The organism is Ensifer sp. 1H6 (assembly GCF_001976035.1).
Classification (GTDB): domain Bacteria; phylum Pseudomonadota; class Alphaproteobacteria; order Rhizobiales; family Rhizobiaceae; genus Ensifer; species Ensifer canadensis.
The window spans coordinates 21562-39582 of record NZ_MOAI01000026.1 but is presented as its reverse complement, the minus strand read 5'-3'; the positions used below and the strand labels follow the sequence as shown (position 1 = coordinate 39582).

At 58.8% G+C, this 18021-nt stretch carries 20 protein-coding genes and 1 pseudogene; 7 read left to right on the top strand and 14 right to left on the bottom strand.

What is annotated here, in order from left to right; all coding sequences use genetic code 11:
- Positions 1–513 precede the first annotated feature (513 nt).
- The 4 genes from BKP54_RS25760 to BKP54_RS36765 are packed head-to-tail and all read right to left on the bottom strand — an operon-like array spanning position 514 to position 7007.
- Positions 514–768 (bottom strand): hypothetical protein, encoded by a 255-nt coding sequence (locus BKP54_RS25760; RefSeq protein WP_084815132.1) that lies wholly within the window; start codon positions 766–768, stop codon positions 514–516.
- Positions 769–770: 2 nt separating this feature from the next.
- Positions 771–1457, bottom strand: coding sequence for a hypothetical protein (locus BKP54_RS25755; RefSeq protein WP_084815131.1), 687 nt, complete (start codon positions 1455–1457; stop codon positions 771–773).
- Between the two features lie 19 nt (positions 1458–1476).
- Positions 1477–3000, bottom strand: coding sequence for a hypothetical protein (locus tag BKP54_RS25750; protein WP_084815130.1), 1524 nt, complete (start codon positions 2998–3000; stop codon positions 1477–1479).
- The gene (locus BKP54_RS36765) at positions 3000–7007 is read right to left on the bottom strand and encodes a hypothetical protein (protein ID WP_245317903.1); all 4008 of its coding nucleotides are present in this window, start codon (positions 7005–7007) and stop codon (positions 3000–3002) included. The genes BKP54_RS25750 and BKP54_RS36765 overlap by 1 nt, the downstream gene beginning before the upstream one ends.
- A gap of 48 nt (positions 7008–7055) precedes the next feature.
- On the opposite strand from BKP54_RS36765, the gene BKP54_RS36760 reads away from it, so the two are divergent.
- Positions 7056–7589, top strand: a complete 534-nt coding sequence (locus BKP54_RS36760; protein ID WP_245317902.1) for a hypothetical protein — start codon at positions 7056–7058, stop codon at positions 7587–7589.
- A 47-nt stretch (positions 7590–7636) separates the two neighbouring features.
- On the opposite strand, the gene BKP54_RS25740 is transcribed toward BKP54_RS36760, so the two are convergent.
- The 4 genes and pseudogenes from BKP54_RS25740 to BKP54_RS25725 all read right to left on the bottom strand — a co-directional run bounded on the left by BKP54_RS25740 (position 7637) and on the right by BKP54_RS25725 (position 11410).
- Positions 7637–8041, bottom strand: a complete 405-nt coding sequence (locus BKP54_RS25740) for a hypothetical protein (protein WP_084815129.1) — start codon at positions 8039–8041, stop codon at positions 7637–7639.
- Positions 8042–8043: 2 nt separating this feature from the next.
- Positions 8044–8641 (bottom strand): annotated as a pseudogene (locus BKP54_RS25735) (DUF2163 domain-containing protein).
- Entirely contained in the window at positions 8638–9291 is a 654-nt protein-coding gene (locus tag BKP54_RS25730; protein ID WP_084815128.1) for a hypothetical protein, read from the bottom strand. The pseudogene BKP54_RS25735 and the gene BKP54_RS25730 overlap by 4 nt, the downstream one beginning before the upstream one ends.
- On the bottom strand, positions 9284–11410 hold the full coding sequence (locus BKP54_RS25725; RefSeq protein ID WP_084815127.1) for a phage tail length tape measure family protein: 2127 nt from the start codon (positions 11408–11410) through the stop codon (positions 9284–9286). Before BKP54_RS25725 ends, BKP54_RS25730 begins: the two co-directional genes overlap by 8 nt.
- A gap of 59 nt (positions 11411–11469) precedes the next feature.
- Here BKP54_RS25725 and BKP54_RS25720 point away from each other — a divergent pair, with 59 nt between their 5' ends.
- From BKP54_RS25720 to BKP54_RS25705, 4 genes are all read left to right on the top strand, one after another.
- Positions 11470–11868, top strand: coding sequence for a hypothetical protein (locus BKP54_RS25720; protein WP_084815126.1), 399 nt, complete (start codon positions 11470–11472; stop codon positions 11866–11868).
- A gap of 50 nt (positions 11869–11918) precedes the next feature.
- Positions 11919–12176 carry a hypothetical protein gene (locus BKP54_RS25715; RefSeq protein ID WP_084815125.1) on the top strand — a complete coding sequence of 86 codons (258 nt, stop codon included), beginning with the start codon at positions 11919–11921 and terminating at the stop codon, positions 12174–12176.
- A 350-nt stretch (positions 12177–12526) separates the two neighbouring features.
- A complete protein-coding gene (locus BKP54_RS35380; RefSeq protein WP_128090497.1) occupies positions 12527–13042 on the top strand; it encodes a hypothetical protein in 516 nt (171 codons plus the stop codon).
- A 384-nt stretch (positions 13043–13426) separates the two neighbouring features.
- Positions 13427–13861: a hypothetical protein gene (locus BKP54_RS25705; protein WP_084815123.1), complete on the top strand. Its 435-nt coding sequence runs from the start codon at positions 13427–13429 to the stop codon at positions 13859–13861.
- A 444-nt stretch (positions 13862–14305) separates the two neighbouring features.
- On the opposite strand, the gene BKP54_RS25695 is transcribed toward BKP54_RS25705, so the two are convergent.
- Genes BKP54_RS25695 through BKP54_RS25685 form a run of 3 tightly spaced genes read right to left on the bottom strand, consistent with a single transcriptional unit; the run spans position 14306 to position 15616 of the window.
- Positions 14306–14689, bottom strand: a complete 384-nt coding sequence (locus tag BKP54_RS25695; protein ID WP_084815121.1) for a hypothetical protein — start codon at positions 14687–14689, stop codon at positions 14306–14308.
- Between the two features lie 14 nt (positions 14690–14703).
- Entirely contained in the window at positions 14704–15189 is a 486-nt protein-coding gene (locus BKP54_RS25690) for a hypothetical protein (RefSeq protein ID WP_057204848.1), read from the bottom strand.
- Between the two features lies 1 nt (position 15190).
- Positions 15191–15616, bottom strand: a complete 426-nt coding sequence (locus tag BKP54_RS25685; protein ID WP_084815120.1) for a phage tail terminator-like protein — start codon at positions 15614–15616, stop codon at positions 15191–15193.
- On the opposite strand from BKP54_RS25685, the gene BKP54_RS35375 reads away from it, so the two are divergent.
- On the top strand, positions 15615–15872 hold the full coding sequence (locus BKP54_RS35375; protein ID WP_128090496.1) for a hypothetical protein: 258 nt from the start codon (positions 15615–15617) through the stop codon (positions 15870–15872). The genes BKP54_RS25685 and BKP54_RS35375 overlap by 2 nt on opposite strands.
- Here BKP54_RS35375 and BKP54_RS25680 read toward each other — a convergent pair.
- Together BKP54_RS25680 and BKP54_RS25675 are read right to left on the bottom strand one after the other, a co-directional pair.
- Positions 15823–16278 carry a hypothetical protein gene (locus BKP54_RS25680; RefSeq protein ID WP_084815119.1) on the bottom strand — a complete coding sequence of 152 codons (456 nt, stop codon included), beginning with the start codon at positions 16276–16278 and terminating at the stop codon, positions 15823–15825. The two genes, BKP54_RS35375 and BKP54_RS25680, sit on opposite strands and share 50 nt — an antisense overlap.
- Entirely contained in the window at positions 16278–17315 is a 1038-nt protein-coding gene (locus BKP54_RS25675; protein ID WP_084815118.1) for a phage minor head protein, read from the bottom strand. The genes BKP54_RS25680 and BKP54_RS25675 overlap by 1 nt, the downstream gene beginning before the upstream one ends.
- A gap of 33 nt (positions 17316–17348) precedes the next feature.
- Here BKP54_RS25675 and BKP54_RS25670 point away from each other — a divergent pair, with 33 nt between their 5' ends.
- Positions 17349–17591: a hypothetical protein gene (locus BKP54_RS25670; protein WP_128090495.1), complete on the top strand. Its 243-nt coding sequence runs from the start codon at positions 17349–17351 to the stop codon at positions 17589–17591.
- Here BKP54_RS25670 and BKP54_RS25665 read toward each other — a convergent pair.
- Positions 17588–17953, bottom strand: a complete 366-nt coding sequence (locus BKP54_RS25665; RefSeq protein WP_084815116.1) for a hypothetical protein — start codon at positions 17951–17953, stop codon at positions 17588–17590. The two genes, BKP54_RS25670 and BKP54_RS25665, sit on opposite strands and share 4 nt — an antisense overlap.
- Positions 17954–18021: the final 68 nt, after the last annotated feature.

The following is an 18021-nucleotide window of genomic DNA, read 5'->3' as shown; positions in this document are numbered from 1 at the left end:
CCGCTGCAGTTCGACGAGCGAATAGGTTGCGGAGATGAGATTGAATTGGTCGCCTGATATTCGGCGCTCCATTGTTCGCAGACTCATAGCGTCCGCCGTTTTCTCCTACCTGGTGCGGAAACGCCGGCGAGACGAACACGTTTTTCAGATGGTGTTTGCAGTTCACCCAAATGCGGAGAGGGCCGACCACGCTCACGCGCCCGATCAACAGCGACGGCGGAAACGGAGATTTTCTGACGATCAACTGTCCGAATACATGGCGGCTGGACTAGCCCTATACCCAACGGGGGTACAGCGTTTATTGCGCGAAATACGGGCGCCCTATTCCACAAGGAAGGAGGTGGAACGCCAAACCACGCACACGCTTTTGGCGCTGGCAAATCACATGCCGTTTATCGCCTCGTTACCGGACAAAGAGCGCCTCGACGCGAGCTGGGAACTAGTGGCGGACTTCATCGACGCAGTTAGAGAATGCGTCCGTTCCGACAATGGCGTTGAGGATCCGACCCAGATTTAGATGGTTGGCGCTATTTCTGCGGGCTCCGCTTTGGGCCCATCGGCAACGGGCTGTGAGACAGCTCCGCCTAAGGGCTGGGCAATGCCGAGGCGAGCGCGGACACTGGCCACATAGTTCGCATCGTGCCCGTCCAAGACGGACAGAGCTTCATTGAGCATGCTGGCCAGGCTGTCGAGCCCGTTAGCGTGCCGCTCATTTTCTTCCTGCAGTAGCGTGTTCTGGCGCTTGAGCGAGTTGACGAGCGAGGACATCCTTATACCCCCATCCAATTGACGGTGGCTGCAGACTCAATCGCAGCAGCCGTTTCAGCCGCCGCCACCGCCTTTTTCGCGCCGAGCCGCTTTGCCTCGATACTGGCGGAGACAACCTGCCACTGCTCGAACGTGGCAATGATCTCCGCCGCCTTATCGGCTACGCTGACGCCATCAAGTGCGGCTTCGGCAACGATATGCGGGATGTCGCTTTCCAGCGCCGGCGGATCCACGAGCGCCGCCCGGGCTTCGGTCAGCTTCTGCTGGTACGCCATCGTCTGGCCCGATCCAGCGGTGATGAAATTCAGGCGGTACTTTTCGGCATCGCGATCAATCTTGGTGATGGCGTCGAGACGCATGGCCGGTAGGTCGGGTTCGACTGGAGCCGGGTTCCACTCGGCCTGCAGGTTCTGGACGATCGAAGGAAGCTCGGGCCACGTCATCGGCGGGTGGTCGACGTAGGCGTCTTCCTGCTTACCGAGTTGCTCGACGACCCGAGCACGCTGGGCGGCCGGCAGCTCGGCGGTCAGTTTGCCGGCGACGGTGAACCAGAAGTCCCGGCAGTTGAAGAAATCCTGCCGGCCGAGCCACCAGGCGATGGAGGCCATCCAGTATTCGCCTTGGCCGGCCTGAACGCCTTTCAGGAGGGCTTCAATCATCGGGTTATAGCTGTTCTCGATGCTGTACATTGGGGTTCTCTCGTTGGGATTAGGCGGGGATGCCGAAGATGAAGTAACGGATGCCGACGGGCGCATAGGCGCCTGACGTGCGCCAGTTGCCGGGACTGTCGGCGCGATTGTAGTAATCGCCGACATTGCCCGCGAAGGTGTGGAACCGGGCGTTGTTGGCCGTCAGCTCGCAATAGGTGCTTTCCCCTGCGTGGGCTTGGCCGCTGTAGCTGTATTTCAGCCGCTTCACGAACGGCAGTCGCCACAACGCACTCCACGACATCGGGAGGTTGCTTTGTCCGAGGCTCGCACCGTTGCCGGCGCCGTGATGCGTCAGGTATTTCACCATCGGGAACATGCCGGTCCCGTCAAATGGAATGTCCGTAATCAGGTCGTTACCCGCACCGAAGGCGAAATACCCTTGCGCCAGGATTTGGACTTGCGGACGCCGCGTATCGATGACGATATCCGCCCATGACGGCGGGTCGGCGGAACCTGGGCGAAGGAGTTGGACGACGTCCACGCCTCCCTCAGTGAACGTCCGCAAGGGCTTATTGCTTCCACCGGTCGGTGCGCTTGTGTCCTCAAGATAGAGCATGAACCGAGCGCGCATCGCCTTCGTCGCGCTGAAGCCGATATTCGTCCCGTCAAACCAATACTCGGCGCCGAAATCGAGAACCTGCGGATTGGACGGGTACATGATCGTCGCGCTGTCGTAAAAATGAACGTCCAACACGACGGTATCCGGGAGGGAAACTCCGGTGTTGTAGTAGCTCACGCCAGCGGGAAGCGCGATATCTGCCGCAGCGATCACCTTCACCGGCATTTTCGAGGGATCGAAAGCCATCTGCTGAGCCGTTGCGGTGTCGACGTTGTAGCCCGGCCTGGCAATCTTCGTCTCAGTTGACGTGATCTTGATGGTCTTGGTGCCGTTCGGCGTCAGGACAGGCGCATCATCCGGCGCGACGTTGTTGCCCGGCAAATTCCAGACGATCAACCGCTTGTCGCGCGATCGGAATTTATTGAATGCATCGATGGTGTCGTTCGGCGTGACAATGATCGGAGTCCCGTAGGAGAAGTTCCCCAGATTGTTGTTGAGGACCATGTTTTCCGCCCATCCAATTTGAGCGAAATTTCCCACGGCATAGAAGCCGCCCTGACCGTTGTAGTAGGCACCGTTATCGGTCCAGGCGACCATCTGTTGATTGTAGACGTTGCTTCCGCCGCCCTTTTTCGCCTTAACGTCAAACAACGGGACGTTATACCGGAGCGTAGGGAACGCGGTGTTGCGAAAACCCCAAAGCGTTCCCTGCGCAGTGGTGACAGACATGTAAGTGAACGTCGCGGAATTGCTTCCCGGAGGATAGTAGCTGGGGCCGCTGCCAGCCTGGAACGTGTTCACCACCCATATGTCACACAAGCTCGCTTGAATGGCGAACTTGCTGTTATAGAGGAACTTCCAGCGCTCACTATCCGGCGTCGAATAGGGATTGTCTGCATTGTTCTTCATGACCTTGAGGGCACCGGAGCCGGTGTAGTCGTTGCCTATTCGGATCCTCGCCATCAGGTAAACACCTCGATGCCGCCATTGTTGAAGTCCAACAAGAGCTTGCCGTTGACGCTGCGGGCAACGCCGGAGAAGTAGGCGTCGCCGAAGTTCGCGGAGATGGCCGAGAGGTTGTTCACGTTCAGCTTATCGGCCGTAATGGAGCCATCAACGATCAGCTCTGCCGCATTTGCCCGCATCAATACGAGGCGGTCAAAGATCAGGTTGTTAACGGCAGAGGAGTTGTGGTGGAAAAGCTGAACCCTGGCGAACTTGGCGTTCGCGGGGGCCGTCACCTTGCCTGTACGCACCGTGAAAGCAGACGGGATCGGGGCGTTGCTTACGACGTCGGACGAACTGATCAGCACCTTGGCAGAAGTCAGCCAAAGGACGCGGAAGTACGCGCCCGCCGCCTGTGCGCCTTGGTTCCCTCGGACGGAAGTTTCTCCATACAGAACCTCCCCGGCTCTGACCGGAATGTCGTAGTCGGGCAGCATCTGAACGTTGATGCTCCCCGCCTCGTTGCCAGTCCCCTTTTGCAGGTTGACCGAGTAAGCACCGGTTTGGACGTACTGCGCCTCGGTGAGTAGGTAGAAACTGCCGGAGCCGCTGACCGCGCCCCAGTAGTTGCTGATGCTGCCCTCATCGAAATAACCGTTCGCGACAAGATTTGTGTAGTCGGTCAACACCAGCTGTTTGGCGGTGATCGCGTTCGCGGCAATGTGGTTTGCGCCGATTGTGTTCGCCGCAATCTTGTCGCCGGTAATCGCGGCAGCCGCGATCTTGACGGCGGTAATGGCGCCTGTAGCGATCTCGGTAGCGGTGACAGCACCGACCGCTATCTTCGCTGTCGTGATGGCGTTGGTGGCGATGTTGTCGGCAACAATGGAGCCGGTGACGATCTGCCCGCCTGTGACCATCGTGGTTCCGGACGGCGACCACGGCGACGGCTCGGTCTGATTCGAGGACGCTTTCCCGAAGAAGGCGTTCTTAAACCAAACGTAACTGGTCGCGCCGGTCTGTGTGCCGGCATGACGAATGAAGACGACGGCCGATGCTGCGTTTGCAGGCGCGGTGGCAAACAAGGTTTGGCGGCGGTAGTTCGACAAGAGCCCGACAGGATTTCCGTCTTCTGAAGGGATCGCAGCCGTAACCGGGTAGGCTATGTTCGCGCCCGATGCATCAAACCACCCGATGTACAATCGCCTGTCGGCACGGTGGGCATAGGTGTAGGCCGAGAACTCGTAACGTTCGCCCGCCTCTACCGGGTATTGCTTGATTGCGTTTGTGACGACGTCCCATGGCCCGACGTCGAAGACATCGCCCGAGTTCAGACGGGTGTGGAGAATTTGAAGCGACCCGCCCGCTACGCCGTAGGTGTCTGTCCTCATTTGATAGCTGAAGAATGAAGGCGCGCTGGAGTGGCGCATCCCCCATGCCGTCAGGCCGGCAACGAAGTCGGAGTTCTCGATGTAGTTCGCGCCGACGCCAATCGCCAACTTGTCGGCAGTGATGGCACCGGCAGCGAGTTTTGCGGTGGTGATGGCATTCGCCGCGATCTGATCGGCAGCAACAGCTCCGACCGCAATCTTTCCGGCGACCACAGAGTATGCTGCAAGCTTGTCCGACGTGATCGCCGACGCTGCGATCATCGTTGCCGTCAAGCTGCCGTCCACGATCAAGTTTGCGGCGTTCGCACGACGCAAGATCAACTGGTCGAAGATCAAGTTCTGCGTCGTTGTCTGTGTGTTGTGGTTGAAGAGTTCAACCCGCGCAAAAGCCGCGCCGGCAGGCACAACGAACTGACGGGAATAGGTCACCCATGACGCTGTGATGGGGACGTTGACCATGATGTCAGCGAACCCGCCCGTTGCCACCTTCGCGGCGTCATACCAACGAATGCGGAAGAAAGCTCCCGCGCTCGCCGGCGTCTGGTTCGTCCTGATCGAGGTTTCGCCATAGAGGGTTTCGCCCTCCTTGACCGGGAACGTCGCCGAGGCAACCCCAGCAACAGAAACCGATACAGTGAGGTCGCCTGTTGGTTTCTGAAGTATCAGCGAATGGGTGCCGGTCCTTACCAGCGTCGGGTAGCTGGCCCTGCTCAGATAGCCAAGGGTGCCGCCATTGTTTGGCGCGCCCCAATAATCAGTAATGGCGGCCGTGTCTTCAAAGCCGCCGTTCGGGATCAGGTTCTCCAAGTCGGCAAGCAAGAGGGTCCGCGCAGTGATCGCATTCGTGGCAATCTTGTCGGCCACGACCGAGCCCGCGACCAGCTTCGGCGTAGTGATCGCGTTATCGGCAATCTTGGTTTCAGTGACGGCGTTCGTCGCCAGCTTGGCCGCGTCAACCGCAAGTGCGGCGAGCTTGCTGTTTGTGATCAAGGCGTCGGCCAACTGACCGGAGACGAGTTGCCCTGTAATGTCGGCCGCCGCCGTATCCTTCACCCACTGGCCATTGCGATAGCGGTAAACCTTGCCATCGGTCGTCAGATAGGCTTGCCGCCCCTCGGCGTTACCCGTCGTCGGCAGGGCGCTGACGACCTCCACGGGCTTGATGCCCGAGGCGAACTTGGTCGCGTCGACCGCTTCACTGGCAAGCTTCTGGGCCGTTACAGCTGCATCGGCCAGCTTGCTCGAAATCACGGCCTGCGACGCAAGAATGTCGCTGCTCACCGCCGCGACCTGGAGCTTTGCTGTCGTCACGGCCTGATTGGCGAGTTTGAGGCTGGTGATTGCCTCATTGATGATTTTGTTTGCGGTGATCGCTGCTTCCGCGATCTTCGCCGCCGTGATCGAGTTGTCGAGGACGTCTAGGTTGCCTGTCGGAACCGACGTGGCACGCCATGGCGTCTCGGTGCGCAAACGATCGGGCACTGTCGTGATCGTCGCTTTCGCGCGGTAGCTCTTGCCGGAAACAACGTTCTTCGTCGTGAAGAGCTCGCCAGATTCCGGCTCGATGCAGACGTCCTGAAAGGTCTGGCTGCCATCAATAATCGCATAGGTAATGTTGACAGCAGTGATCGTCGGATCGTTCGGAGGCGTCCACGTGAATTTAAGGCATGGCATCTGGCTGCCGTTGGCGCCGGCAATGATGCCCGCCTCGACGTTGAAATCTTGAATGACGGAAAGCAGCGATGGATTGATCGGCGGCGTCGGCGGGATGACGATCGGGCCGGGCGCGATATCGCCATCATCGTAAATGTCGGCGCCAACTTCCCCGAGGACGAACGTGACCTCGAACGCTTCCGAGAGCTGCCACTCCATCACCATCCAGGTCTTGCCTTCGAAGGCGACCCATTCGCCTTCCTGAACAGCAAAACCAACGCGCCGGCTAACCGGCACTGTGGCCGTGCCGCCCTTGCGGTTCTGGCGATAGCGGATGTTCAGCAGGTACTGCGCAATGTCCGGATCATGTACCTGCAGGAAATCGTTCGACGTCTGCCGCGCCCGCTTGTCGGCGGCGACGTCGGCATTCACGACAATCGTCTTCAGGCTCTCTGGATTCCACATCGCTTCCGGAGAAGTGAACTGGCCGGAGAGGTGATTGAACAGCGCGAAGGCGGATTTGCGCAGCTGTTTCTGCTTGGCCCGCTTCACCGGGATATCGGTCTGCGTGATTTCCAGCACCGGGATCTGCGGCGCGCCAACGATGACACCCGACAGACCGCGCCGGTTGATCGCGTAGCCAGCCATGGCGTCGTCGAATGCGGACAGCGCTTCCGTATGATCGGTATCACTGTCGACCCAGAGCGAGCATTGATAGGTCGGCTTGCCCTTGCGCAACGTACGGCAATAGTTGATCGCCGCGAAATACGACGGCAGATCGAGCTGGCCGAGCGACTTGCCCTCGCCAACGATTGTGCGGTCGGAACGAAGGCCACGCAGGCCGAGCTGGTAGTTCAGCCTGTGGATCGCCGGCACGAGCGTGTGCACCCACGTCGAAGGATCATCGATGCGCTGCGGACCGACGCCGCCGGCGACCGTCGAATCCTTCGTCGGATCGTATTCGCGCAATCCTCGCAGCACGAACTCGATGTCCGGACGTCCCTTGCCGGCGTCGCGGAAGAACTGCAGATGATAGTAAAGCTCGACGACGACATAGCAGAGCCCGCTCAGGCGGCTCGTCGCCTTCCATTTGTTGCCGAGGCCCGCAGTCACGTCGACGAGGCGCTGGTCGACGCCTTGACCCGGCCGACCGTCATAGAAGCGGATGGAGACGGAACTGTTGCCGTCACCGTCGATGAAGCCCTCTACGCCATAGCGCGCGACCTCGTTGCCGATCGTTGGCTGGGCGACAAGATTGTGTTTCTGGCCGTACATAAAGACGTGGGGCTCCAGACCGTCGCACCAGCCGCTCGCCAGAACGAAGACATGGGCGTTCAGTTTGTTGCCTTTGTCCCACTTGGCATAAAAGACGCGGTGGCCCTTCGTTTTTCCGGTGCCATAGAGCGTGCCCGCCGGCACGTCTCCTCCCATCTGCACCTGACCCTGAACGGCGGTGAACTTCTGCTTGTTCTGCTGGCTCTGCTTGACCTTGGCGAAGGCGAACTTCGCGCCAAAGGCCAATGCGCCGCCGACGATTTTGCCAACCAGGGCAGAGCCGAATAGCGTCCCGACCGCCGCGCCGATACCAGTGAAAATTGCCATGGAAAGACTTATCCGAGATGAAACGTTGCGATGACGTCGGAAAGGCCGTGATCAGAACGGCCCCTCTCGGTTTTGGTAATGAAGCGCAGGCCAAGGCAGATGCCGACATGTTCGGCGCCGTCAGCCAAGCGAAGGATGACGAGATCCCCGAAGCGGGCCGAGGCGCCGCCGGCCGGCTCCTGCCCCAGCTCGGCCGCAAAGAAGTCGACAAGGTTCGAGAACCCGCGACGCCGCAGTGCGCGTTGTGCACCTGGCAGCGTCCGGTATGCGCCGCGATACTTCTCGACGAGAGAGCCGCCGTGCAGGGCGTCCGCCATGGCGCAGCCCAGATGAAAGCAATCTGCCGGGCCATAGGCATAGGGGGTCGATAGCTCACGCGTCAGCGTGGCCTCGACAATGCGAAAGCGGTTCATGATTACCTCGAAACCTGTCCCCACTCTTCGGGGATGGTGCCGACCGTCGCCACGTATTCGAGGCCCGTGTCGGTTTCGTCATTGTCAAACTGCTGCTCGGCAAGGCTGCGCTTGACCAGCGTTTGCCCGCGTGCCGAGCGGCCGGGGGGGCTGCAGCTCGATCGTTAGTGTGAGTGACCGCGTGCCTTTATCGTCGGCAGCGCTCTTATCGTAGGTCACCTTGTCTATCTCGTAGACGCTCGAAGCCAGAACGCCGAGCACGGTGCTGGAATTCGGCAGGCCAGCAAGGTGACTAATGATTACCGGCGCATTCGGGTAGTCGTATTGCTCGACCATTGCGATGGCGTCGTCAGGATCGGCGACGGGGATGTTCGAGAATTTGATGATCCGGCTAGTGACCGATACGCCTAGCGCACTGCGCATGTCGCCGTGCTCGAGGAACCGATTGGGCAGGTAGACGATGCCGTTATAGGTGTAGTCCCTCCCACCTCGATGATAACCGACGGGCGCTCGCCCTGGTAAATCGAAGCGGACGAGATCAAGGCGCGAAATGTTCCCGCCTTCGAGTGCGGCGGCGACTGCCGGGTCTAAGATCGTCATGAGAAAAAGACCTCTGTCGCTGAAAATGAACCCTCGCGCCCCGCCCAGGACTTGGGGGCGGATACGCTGCCCGCATCCATGGTCATGACACAGCAAGGTTTTTCGAAATGGACCGACGCCGCCGTAGTGAAGTGCTGCAGGTCCAGAGCGAACATGATCGCGAGCGTTACCACGCCGCTGCTGTTGGCTGTTGCCGGTGCCACTATGCGGTGAAGAGATCGAACCAACGCCGACTGCCTGAGCTCGACATAGTCACCCGGCGAGAGCTTGAACCCGGCTGGGAGACCCGAAACGATGATGGTGCCGTTGTTGACGATGGATTGCAGGACGGCTTGACCATTAAAGGCACCGCCGCCGGCTTTTGTGCCAGACAGAGGCTTTCCAGCGTTGTGGGCAATGGGTCGAGGCCGGAAGAGATCGAAGCCGAGGAATGGAGCGCCCCTAGAGCTGGCCAGCATGACGAATGCATCAAAGACACCGTACTGTGCCGGCGTCAGCCAATTCGTCGAGTAGGAGGCCCGCCAGTACGCCGTCATCGACGACACCTGTTCTGTGCGGCGACCCTCCATTAGCGAAACGTCGCTCGGGCTGATCGGATCGAAGCTGCAATCCTTCCAGGGCAAGACCGGTAAACTGATTGGATCAGCCAAATTGTGACTCCCCGTTCGTGTAGATTTCCCGGTTGTTGCTGTTGTTCTGCTGCACGATCTGGATCGTGTTATTGCCAGCTTGCTCGACGATCCGAGCTTCGACGTCCGGTGACATCCGAACCTCAATGACGGTATGGCTCAATTGCATTGACCCCGAAGACGGTCCCGACGCATTGCCAAGTGCAGCCATGTTGGTGTTCGCGGCGTTATGCAGGCGATGGTTCGGTACGACTTCCTCGCCACCCCTAAACCGGACGAGCTCGGGCCCCTTCTCACCAACCCAAGCGACACCCGGGCGGGCCGAAGACGTGCCGCTCGCGTAACCGCGAAGACCGGCCCACGGATCGACGGCTGTCTTGCCGCCACCGAACAAGCCGCCGAGCAGACCCAGCAGACCACCGCCACCGGCGCCCTTCCCGGCGTAGCCAACTTCAAATACGGCGTCGATGACGTCGGTCAGCAGCTTGTCGGCGATCCTGTCGAGCACGCCCAACGCGGCATCGCCGAACGACTCCCAAACCGACTTGCCACGCTCAAGCCCGGCAAAGAAGTCGTCAAAGAAGCTATGGGTGAGCATCTTCGAGAACTCGATAGCCTCGCCCATGCGGATGGTTTCGGCCTCGACCGAAGCCATGACCTGGGCGAGCGCGGATAGTTCGCTCTTCTGTGCGTCAGTGAGCGAGATGCCCCGCTGCTGCGCCTCGTTCAGGAACTGGGTTTCGTAGCGCAGCGCGGCCGCGGCTTCTTCCGTCAGACCGAAGGCGTCCCGCTCCGCCTCGAGCGCAGCAATCTGCCGTTCGGCGCCCTTGACGATGTCATCGTATTTTTCGAGGTCGCTCTTGCCGCCGGCCCGCTTCTTTGACTTCTCGTCGACGTCGGTCAGGCCCTTGGCGAGATCCTTGATCTTGCCGGCCGCCGTTGAGGCGTACTCGCCAATAGCCTCGATACCTTTGCCAACGTAGTCGGTGCCTTGGGCTGTTTTCATCTCTTTCGCGATGATGCTGGCGGCTTCTAGTGCTTCGTCCTTGTAAGGGTTCCTGACTGTTCCAAAGTCTACGGGATCGATTCCACCGAACGTTCCGATATCGAGACCGACTTTTCCAGCTAGGCCGCTGAGGGCGTCGTAGGTTCCGCTGATGAAGTCAGAGATCATCGAGATCACCTTGTTCACCATCATCTCGGTGCCCTTCAATACCAGCTGAGCGGTACTGTAGATCACAGCTCCCAGAGCTGCAGGGAGCAATGACCATGCGGATTTAATTCCGTTGAAGCCTCCAACAAAGGCCGCGATTATGAAATTCACGCCTGCTTTGGCGTCCGCGACGATGTCGCGACCAAATATCTGAGCCAATTCATCGCGAAAGATGTTCGCCGCGGCAACAGCAGCAGTTATGCCAGCAACGAAGGCGAGAACTGGGTTTGCCAGGATGAACGCGCCAGCAAGGATCCCGAGTTGGACAACCAGTCTACCCAGAAATGCTATCAAGGTGACGATGCCGCCGACGATCGCTGGCGCATAAATTAACGCCAGGGCCGCCGCTGCGGCCACCGCGTATGGTGCGATAGCTTCGAGCACGTCGGCAAGGGCGATCAATGCTGACTGCGCAAGTTTAGACCAATTCAAGAACTGCAATAACGCAGCCACAAGCGCTATCACACCGATAGTCACTAGGCTCACCGGGGAGATGACTGACAGAATCGCTTGGCCAAGCCCCTTCACGGGGCTCTCCATCGTCGACAACACGGCCGCGAGCTGAGTGCCCTGCTGCAAGGCTATTTGCATCGGTCCCATACCCATTTGGGCAGAGACGGCAATGTCTTGAAATTGGGCTGCAATGTTCGCGAGATTGCCTCTACCGCCCGCGCCAGCCATATTTTGGTTCGCTGCCCGCTTCATCATCTCAATTTGCTTCGATGCGGAAGCTGCGGCGGCTCCCTCGGTCGCATATGCCTTTGCGGCGGCGGCCGCTGCGCCGCTAGCACCACGATTGGCCCCAGAAAGTCCATTGGCTGCGGCTTCTGCGCGAGCCGCCGCTCCCGACAGCTGATTGAGCGCCTGCGTTCCCTTTTCAACTGAGCCGCTTTCCACCTTCAAACCGAGAGTTGCGACATCCGTCATCGCTTTTCCTTTTCAAAGAACGTGCGCTATCGTCCTGCCCTTCAATCGGAGGATGATTCATGCGCTTTATGTTAATCGGTGCAGTAGTGGCGTTGCTCGCCGCCGGAAACGCCAATGCGGGATGCAAGTCCGACTTGCTGTCGGTTTCGGACTGGTCCGTGACCGTTAATGCCGAAGAAGAGGCAGAGGTGGCCGTCACCTTAGCAAGCAGCTTTAAGAAGCCCACCAGGATGATCGACGCCAGCGTGGTCTTTGAAGACACGTTGGGTCAGAGAATCGGCCAGGTTCCTGCTGATAGCGACGAAAGCCTCGCCGTGGGTGCCTCATTCGATGCCCACGGCTCGTTCTCCGGAACCAAGCTGGACCGGGCAGCAAAACTGGCGCGCAACGACGTAAAGGTGACAACCTGCGTTCGCGGCGTCGTCTACGAAGACGGCACCAAGGAAGAGTTCAAGTAGGGCGCACGTGGCCGCGTTGGGTATTTGAGGTAGGATCGAGGGAGTGGGCGATGGTGGAAAGCTATAAGAAGCTGCGGGAAGAGTCGAAAGAGACGTTGATCCAAAAGTACGACGTGGTCGCGCCCCATACCGTTTCCGGTTTGAACTATTACCGAGATGAGATAGCTCGACGTGACGCCGAGGAGCAAAGCCTACTCATTCTCAATTTTACGAAGCAGATGCGTGACATGACGGTTGCCATCACAGTGATGACGGGCTTGGTCTTGGTTCTCACGATGGTCAACGTTTATCTGGTGTGGCCGAAATGAGCGAGACTAAAGACGATCGTGGGTCGAAACCGCCCTGCCTCCTACATGGCCCGAACATCGACCGCGAGGAGGCGCTCCATCGGAGCCTACGCGACTGCCTTATCGGGCATGGCTACCTGCCGCTCGACCAGAGCACGACCTAGACATCAACATCAGCGACAACGGGTAGAGTAAAAAATTCGACTCGACTCTACATTGCGATTCGTGATGGATTGCATTCTTTAGCCCACAAAGAGCAATTCCTAACGGACGTCGCTTCGGTTTGCCCTCCTTTCGGGTGAATTCGCACTCCAAACCTTACAAAAAGTTAACCCTATTAACTAATTGCTAACGCGGATTTGTTGACTTATATGTCAATAGAAAATGAGATAGAAGCGCACTGCAATGCCGGTCACCTCTCCCTTCTGGAACCAGTGAGGCTATCTTTCTTGGTAAAGCGCCATATCTTCATTGGCGGGGAAGCGAGAAGCTTCATCACTTGGGATGGGTCGATCGATGAGGAATACGAAAGTGTTTCAGGTCGAACTATTGGCGTATTGGAGCGTTTCTCAAACGGCAGTTATGTAACGGTTGGGATGGATCCGCATGATAAAGAAGCTCGAAGCCAGATTGCCCGCGTCGATCCAAGGGGTGAAGGAATATTTGACTATCGGATTAACGATCCAAACCCAGCCGTACGACTCTTCGGCGGCTTTGCGACGAAGGACGTTCTCGTTCTTCTGACTTGGTACCCCAGGGAAAATTGCGACTTCGCCGCTGAGGTCGCACGATGTAGAGCCCAGTGGGACAGCTTGTTCCCCAAAACGCCCCCCATTCGTTCAGATAGAATTGAAGATCATGTCTCAAAACACTTCCATATTGGCTAGACCCACTGGGGACGAAAAAGTTTCCAAGAGAGCTATCGGCTACGCCAGCGAGTCCGCTCGGGAGGAACTGTTCGATCTTGTTTTGCGGAACTGCGTTGAGTCGGGTGTCACTAAGGCAACGCTCGCGCGCAGGTTGGACAAAGATCCTGCCCAGATCACTCGTCTGTTGGGTGCCCCTGGAAACTGGACAATCGATACGGTCGCAGAGCTGCTGTTTGCTATTGACGGGAGCCTCTTGAGCGCATCCTCCTTCCAACCGTTGGATGAACCAGTCGGCAATATGCGGCACGCCACATGTTTCGCGAGATCCCAAACCGACATTGATGTCATTTACGTCTCTGAGGTCCCGAAAAAAGCTAAGCATTCATCCAGAGCGGCATTGTCATGGAAGTAAAGATCCAAGCGCTCTTTTGCGACCATGTTCGCCGGGACGCAGAGGGCACTTTCATTCTAATTGGCGTTTATCCTGGCATCATCTTTCTCGAAAAGGACCTTGGGAAAACGGTCAACAACTTCATCCAGATCAATGATCTTCCCGCTGGCAAGCATAAGGTTCGCTTGCACGTCACCTTCGAACCAAAGAACGGCGGTGATCTCGTAACGATGGCGAAACAGTCGACATCGATACATGGCGAGGACGATATGGACCAAATCGCCGTGGTGCTCACCCCAATGGGCTTAGAACTTGGGATGGAAGAAGAGGGAAAGATCCGTCTCTTTATCGGCATTGACGACGATGATGAGATTGAGGTCGCCAGCTTGGTCGTGAAATTGTTCGAGCATGATCCCGAGGAAGGGCAACCCGAAACAAGAGATTAGACGGTCGCCCGATGACATACATGAAGACCCGAGACTTCCCCTCGGGTCTTGTTTCCGGGCAGTGCGCCGTACAATCCCACAGGGAGCAAGCCTTGTGCTACTTGGCTTCGCGCGTTCTAATCGACTCGCTTTCCTTCTCAATCTCTTTGCAGAACCGCGCATCCATCGACTTGAGGATTAAAACCTCCTCGCGTGTGACCAGGTTGCCCGTGATTTGGCACCAAGCCAGGAGCTCAAGATTGGAAACAGGGACTGGCCCTGAGAACCCCGGCGCCTGCGACTGCCGGAGCTCCCAAAACCAGTCCCAGATAAAGGCTCCGTGGTCCGGCACCTCCGTTTCTGGGCTTTCCGTGTCGAAGGCTTCATTGCGCTCGCGCCTGGTCTCGCCTTCCTTGTCGCGGACGCTGTCGTAACGAGCGACGACAGCGACCGCCTCGGCTAGGGCTACGCCGAGCTCTTCGTAAAATTTGCCCGATCCTCCGAAGCCGCCGCGATCTGGTCATAGATCCAGCCGGCTTCTTCGAGGACCTCACGCACCTGCTCAAAGGTGCATTCCGGCTTGTCGCCCTTCCAGTCATGGTCGCCCCAGTCCCACGAGGCGACGGAAGCGGCAGCCTTGTCGAGATATTCGGCCTCGACCTTGCTCGACGTGAGCTTCTTCTTGCGGCTGGCAAGGAACTTATCGCTGTGCTGGCGAACGACACGCTTTACAGCGTCGCTCTCGGCCGAGCGGATCATGAAGCGAATGCCGATGAGCTCGTCGGTGTCCGGGCCGGTGAGCTTCAGTTCGAAAAGGTCTTCGGAATTGACGAGCTTGGAAATGTCCATGTTTTCACCTCAGATTACGGAATGGGGGTCGGATTGACGCGGATCGGCAGCTGGTTGAGGCCGATCGTGAAGCGTTCGAGTTCGAAGTCGTCGGAGCCGCCGCCCGGATAGAGCGGGCCGGAGACAACGCCGCGGCTGTAAAAAATGGTATTCGTCTTGCCGGCGCCGCCGTCGTTGCGTTCGATCTTGATGGCCATATTGTCGAGATTGAGCGGGTCGCCGAAGGTGCGCAGGATCATCTGACCCGCATCGTCGAAGACCGAAGCGACCTCGATCTGAGGATCGCCGGCGTTGGCGGTGCCCTTCTGTTTCTGGGTCACCGGCTCGTCGAGCGTGTTGTAGCTGTTCATGGTGCTGTCGGCTCCGAAATCACCGACATTTCCGACCTTGCCAACCTGCACCCAGGTCAGCGCTACAAAGGCGGACTGGATGAGATCGGTATTCTGGGCTAGCGCGCAAACATAGACCTTGCTGCCCTTCTTCGTTGCCTTGTTTGCCATGTTAGTTCTCCGGTTCGAAGGCGTGGTAGGGGATGGTGATCGGGATCTGGACCCGTTCACTCTCTTGGAGCGGGCCTGCCGCCCATGGCTCGCTGCTGATCGTGATCCTCACGCCAGAGGCGAATAGCGTTTGGTTCTTGAAGTGGTCGATGACCTGGTCGACGACTTCGAGGGCGTCGATGATCCCCTGCCCGACCGGCCAAACCACCGAGACCTGAAGCAACCCGCGCTTCTGTTGCGGATCGTCGCCCATGGTCACCTGGCGCGTCTGGTTAGGCATGAAGGCAAGGCGCAGGTACTTTGGCGGCGATGGCTGCCCAGCGACCGGGAACACGACGTTCGGCCCGGCGATTGGCAGCACCTGCGGCATCGCGCGCAGTCGATCGGTGAGCGCTTTGAAGATGATTGCGTCGGAACCAACGGCCATGTATCGGTTGCCTATGTCTGAAAAGCCGCCTCTCAGCGACGATGAAGTGTACGAGCGCATCCATGCGGCACTGCTGGCATTGGGCCGGGATAGCGCCGCAACAGTGCGAGGCGACACCTCTCTCAAGGCCGCCCGGAAAGCGCTGACGATGCTTCAGCTTGGTTTGCTGGCAGCGATTGAAAAGAACATCGATACCAACGCAGCGATCAAAGACCCAGACGGGCCTTCAACTCGCCAGCCTTACGATCCACGATGATTGGCCAGTTCTGAGCGGCGAGGCGAACGAAGCCATCGGCAGGCTGGCCGTTCGATCCATATTCCCGGTGGCCGGCATAGGCCGCGGTGTAGCCAAAATAGAGAGTCTCTCCGATATCGGCTCCGGCGATTACTGCCTCGACCTGGTCGAACGTCGTCGCATAGCTGTTTGGCCCAGATCCGGCCGCCGGGTTCTTGCCCGGAACAATCGAGGGCATCGCCGAGGTAGAAGCGAGGAGCGACGCCCGGAGAAAGCCGGTGTCAACGCGCATGCGCCCGCCCTGCCCGGTCGGCTTCTGCATCTCCTCGACGACCTCTTGAGTAGCCTCTTTGAACACAGCCTCGACTGCGCCCTCGACCTTGTCCGCCCACTGTGCGACCGCCGCGCTGAATGAAAGCGTTGCCATCAAGCCGCCTCGGCTCGGTATCGACGCACGACGGCGCCGATGTAGTCGATCTTGTATTCCAATCGGCAACGGCAACCTGACGTTTCCATGATCGGCGCGCGCGGGTCACCTGGATAGCGAAGAAGCGCACCTGATGGGCTCTGAAACACCTCGTCGATGCCGACGCCGTTGCCGTTCAGAACACGGTGCGTGTGCCGAACGCGGCTGTCGCCGGCGGATCGCCAAATCTTGGTGACGTCCTGCGCCTGCACCTTGCCAACCTCGATCTGCTGCCGCATCGCTTCGTCACGTGCGGAGCCGAGTGCCATCATGGTTTCGGTGCGCGCCAACATTTCGCCGCGGAGCAACAGGTTCTTGTCGTTGAGCCTACCGATGATCCTGGTCAGCGCATCAGCAGCGACCGGCTTGCCTTCGCGAATGGCGGCCGACACTGAGCGGTCAAAGCGCTTATCCCGGGTCTTGAGCTCGAAATACTTCTTCATCAGGTCTGGATCGCCCGATGCGAGATTGCCTCGGGCCCGCTCGATGAAATCAATCTGGTACCGGGTCAGGCCAATGACGCCACCCTCACGGCGGCCGGTGACACGGTTCTGACGGCCGACGACATCAAGAGCTGTCGCACGCGGGTTTGCTCCTCGGGCAAGCCCTTGTTCCAATGCCTGGCGGACACCCTGCCGTTGATCCTCGGTGATGTGCGTGACCATCGTCGAAGACAGATCGCGCAGGATCGCCTCGGCAACCGGATTGCGGACACCAAAGCGCCATATGACACGGTTGCCCTGCTGGTCCATTACCTTTGGTAGTTCGCCAACGGCATTGGTGCCGCCGGCGTTGAACGCCTCTTGCAGGGCGATTTCGAGCGCCGAGAATGCCTCTGGCTCAAGCTGCATGGCCTCGATCGCGCCATTCACATCGCCGCGTTCGAGGCGTTCGACGACACGTGCGAGGATGATATTCGACTTGATGTCGTCCACCGCCTCTCTAAATGCCGCGGCAAGGCGTGGTTCGTACGTGGCGAGCAATTCGTCGAATGTCATACGATTCTCGTTTTTTGGCCGGCAGGAAGGACTATGATGGTGGCTAACCACAGACCGTTAGCTGGCAATCTCAGGGCTCGTATGATCCTCTTGTTGCTCGTTTTCATTCCACTGGCTTTCTACACGCAAGGCTTGGCTCGCGCGGGCTTGGTTTTGCTGATCGTCGCCATCATGTTTCAAGCGTTTATCGGCCCACCGGATCCAGTCACCCAATCGATCGCAAATGCCCTCGATGTGGTTGCCGACCCGATCCGCGCCTTGCTTGACCGAGGCTAGGAGGCCGTTCGCCCCTGGACGATGAAAACAACGTTCGTCACGCCGTCGTATTTGTTCGGGTCGCCATTCACGATGGCGTAGTCGGTACCGTTGGCAGTGACGATGTCGCCGACAGTGGGCTCGATCGCGAGGCCGACGGACGAAATGTAGATGTGCATGTCACCGCTGCGGATAGTGGTCCCGTCGATGTAACGTGCCTCGTAGGCCATCGGGACCAGCGTTGCCGGGTAAGGCGTCGGGACTGGCTCACCTCCCAAGATTGGGTCGGGTGGCGTGAGGCGCGTGACGACGCCAGCTTGGCCGTACTTGGCAATGAGCCGCTGTGCCGTGGCTTGCAGGCGGGCATAAAGTGGGTTCGACATCTTTAGCTCTTCCTTTTTGAGAGCCTGGGCATATTTACGCCTTCATCTCCGCGACGCTTTCTCAAGGA

Bases quoted from the DNA above. Each gene is read 5' to 3' on its own strand.
- BKP54_RS25760 (WP_084815132.1), bottom strand. From the start codon at position 768: ATGTCCTCGCTCGTCAACTCGCTCAAGCGCCAGAACACGCTACTGCAG.
- BKP54_RS25755 (WP_084815131.1), bottom strand. From the start codon at position 1,457: ATGTACAGCATCGAGAACAGCTATAACCCGATGATTGAAGCCCTCCTG.
- BKP54_RS25750 (WP_084815130.1), bottom strand. From the start codon at position 3,000: ATGGCGAGGATCCGAATAGGCAACGACTACACCGGCTCCGGTGCCCTC.
- BKP54_RS36760 (WP_245317902.1), top strand. From the start codon at position 7,056: ATGATAGTAAAGCTCGACGACGACATAGCAGAGCCCGCTCAGGCGGCT.
- BKP54_RS25740 (WP_084815129.1), bottom strand. From the start codon at position 8,041: ATGAACCGCTTTCGCATTGTCGAGGCCACGCTGACGCGTGAGCTATCG.
- BKP54_RS25725 (WP_084815127.1), bottom strand. From the start codon at position 11,410: ATGACGGATGTCGCAACTCTCGGTTTGAAGGTGGAAAGCGGCTCAGTT.
- BKP54_RS25720 (WP_084815126.1), top strand. From the start codon at position 11,470: ATGCGCTTTATGTTAATCGGTGCAGTAGTGGCGTTGCTCGCCGCCGGA.
- BKP54_RS25715 (WP_084815125.1), top strand. From the start codon at position 11,919: ATGGTGGAAAGCTATAAGAAGCTGCGGGAAGAGTCGAAAGAGACGTTG.
- BKP54_RS35380 (WP_128090497.1), top strand. From the start codon at position 12,527: ATGTCAATAGAAAATGAGATAGAAGCGCACTGCAATGCCGGTCACCTC.
- BKP54_RS25705 (WP_084815123.1), top strand. From the start codon at position 13,427: ATGGAAGTAAAGATCCAAGCGCTCTTTTGCGACCATGTTCGCCGGGAC.
- BKP54_RS25695 (WP_084815121.1), bottom strand. From the start codon at position 14,689: ATGGACATTTCCAAGCTCGTCAATTCCGAAGACCTTTTCGAACTGAAG.
- BKP54_RS25690 (WP_057204848.1), bottom strand. From the start codon at position 15,189: ATGGCAAACAAGGCAACGAAGAAGGGCAGCAAGGTCTATGTTTGCGCG.
- BKP54_RS35375 (WP_128090496.1), top strand. From the start codon at position 15,615: ATGTATCGGTTGCCTATGTCTGAAAAGCCGCCTCTCAGCGACGATGAA.
- BKP54_RS25685 (WP_084815120.1), bottom strand. From the start codon at position 15,616: ATGGCCGTTGGTTCCGACGCAATCATCTTCAAAGCGCTCACCGATCGA.
- BKP54_RS25680 (WP_084815119.1), bottom strand. From the start codon at position 16,278: ATGGCAACGCTTTCATTCAGCGCGGCGGTCGCACAGTGGGCGGACAAG.
- BKP54_RS25675 (WP_084815118.1), bottom strand. From the start codon at position 17,315: ATGACATTCGACGAATTGCTCGCCACGTACGAACCACGCCTTGCCGCG.
- BKP54_RS25670 (WP_128090495.1), top strand. From the start codon at position 17,349: ATGATGGTGGCTAACCACAGACCGTTAGCTGGCAATCTCAGGGCTCGT.
- BKP54_RS25665 (WP_084815116.1), bottom strand. From the start codon at position 17,953: ATGTCGAACCCACTTTATGCCCGCCTGCAAGCCACGGCACAGCGGCTC.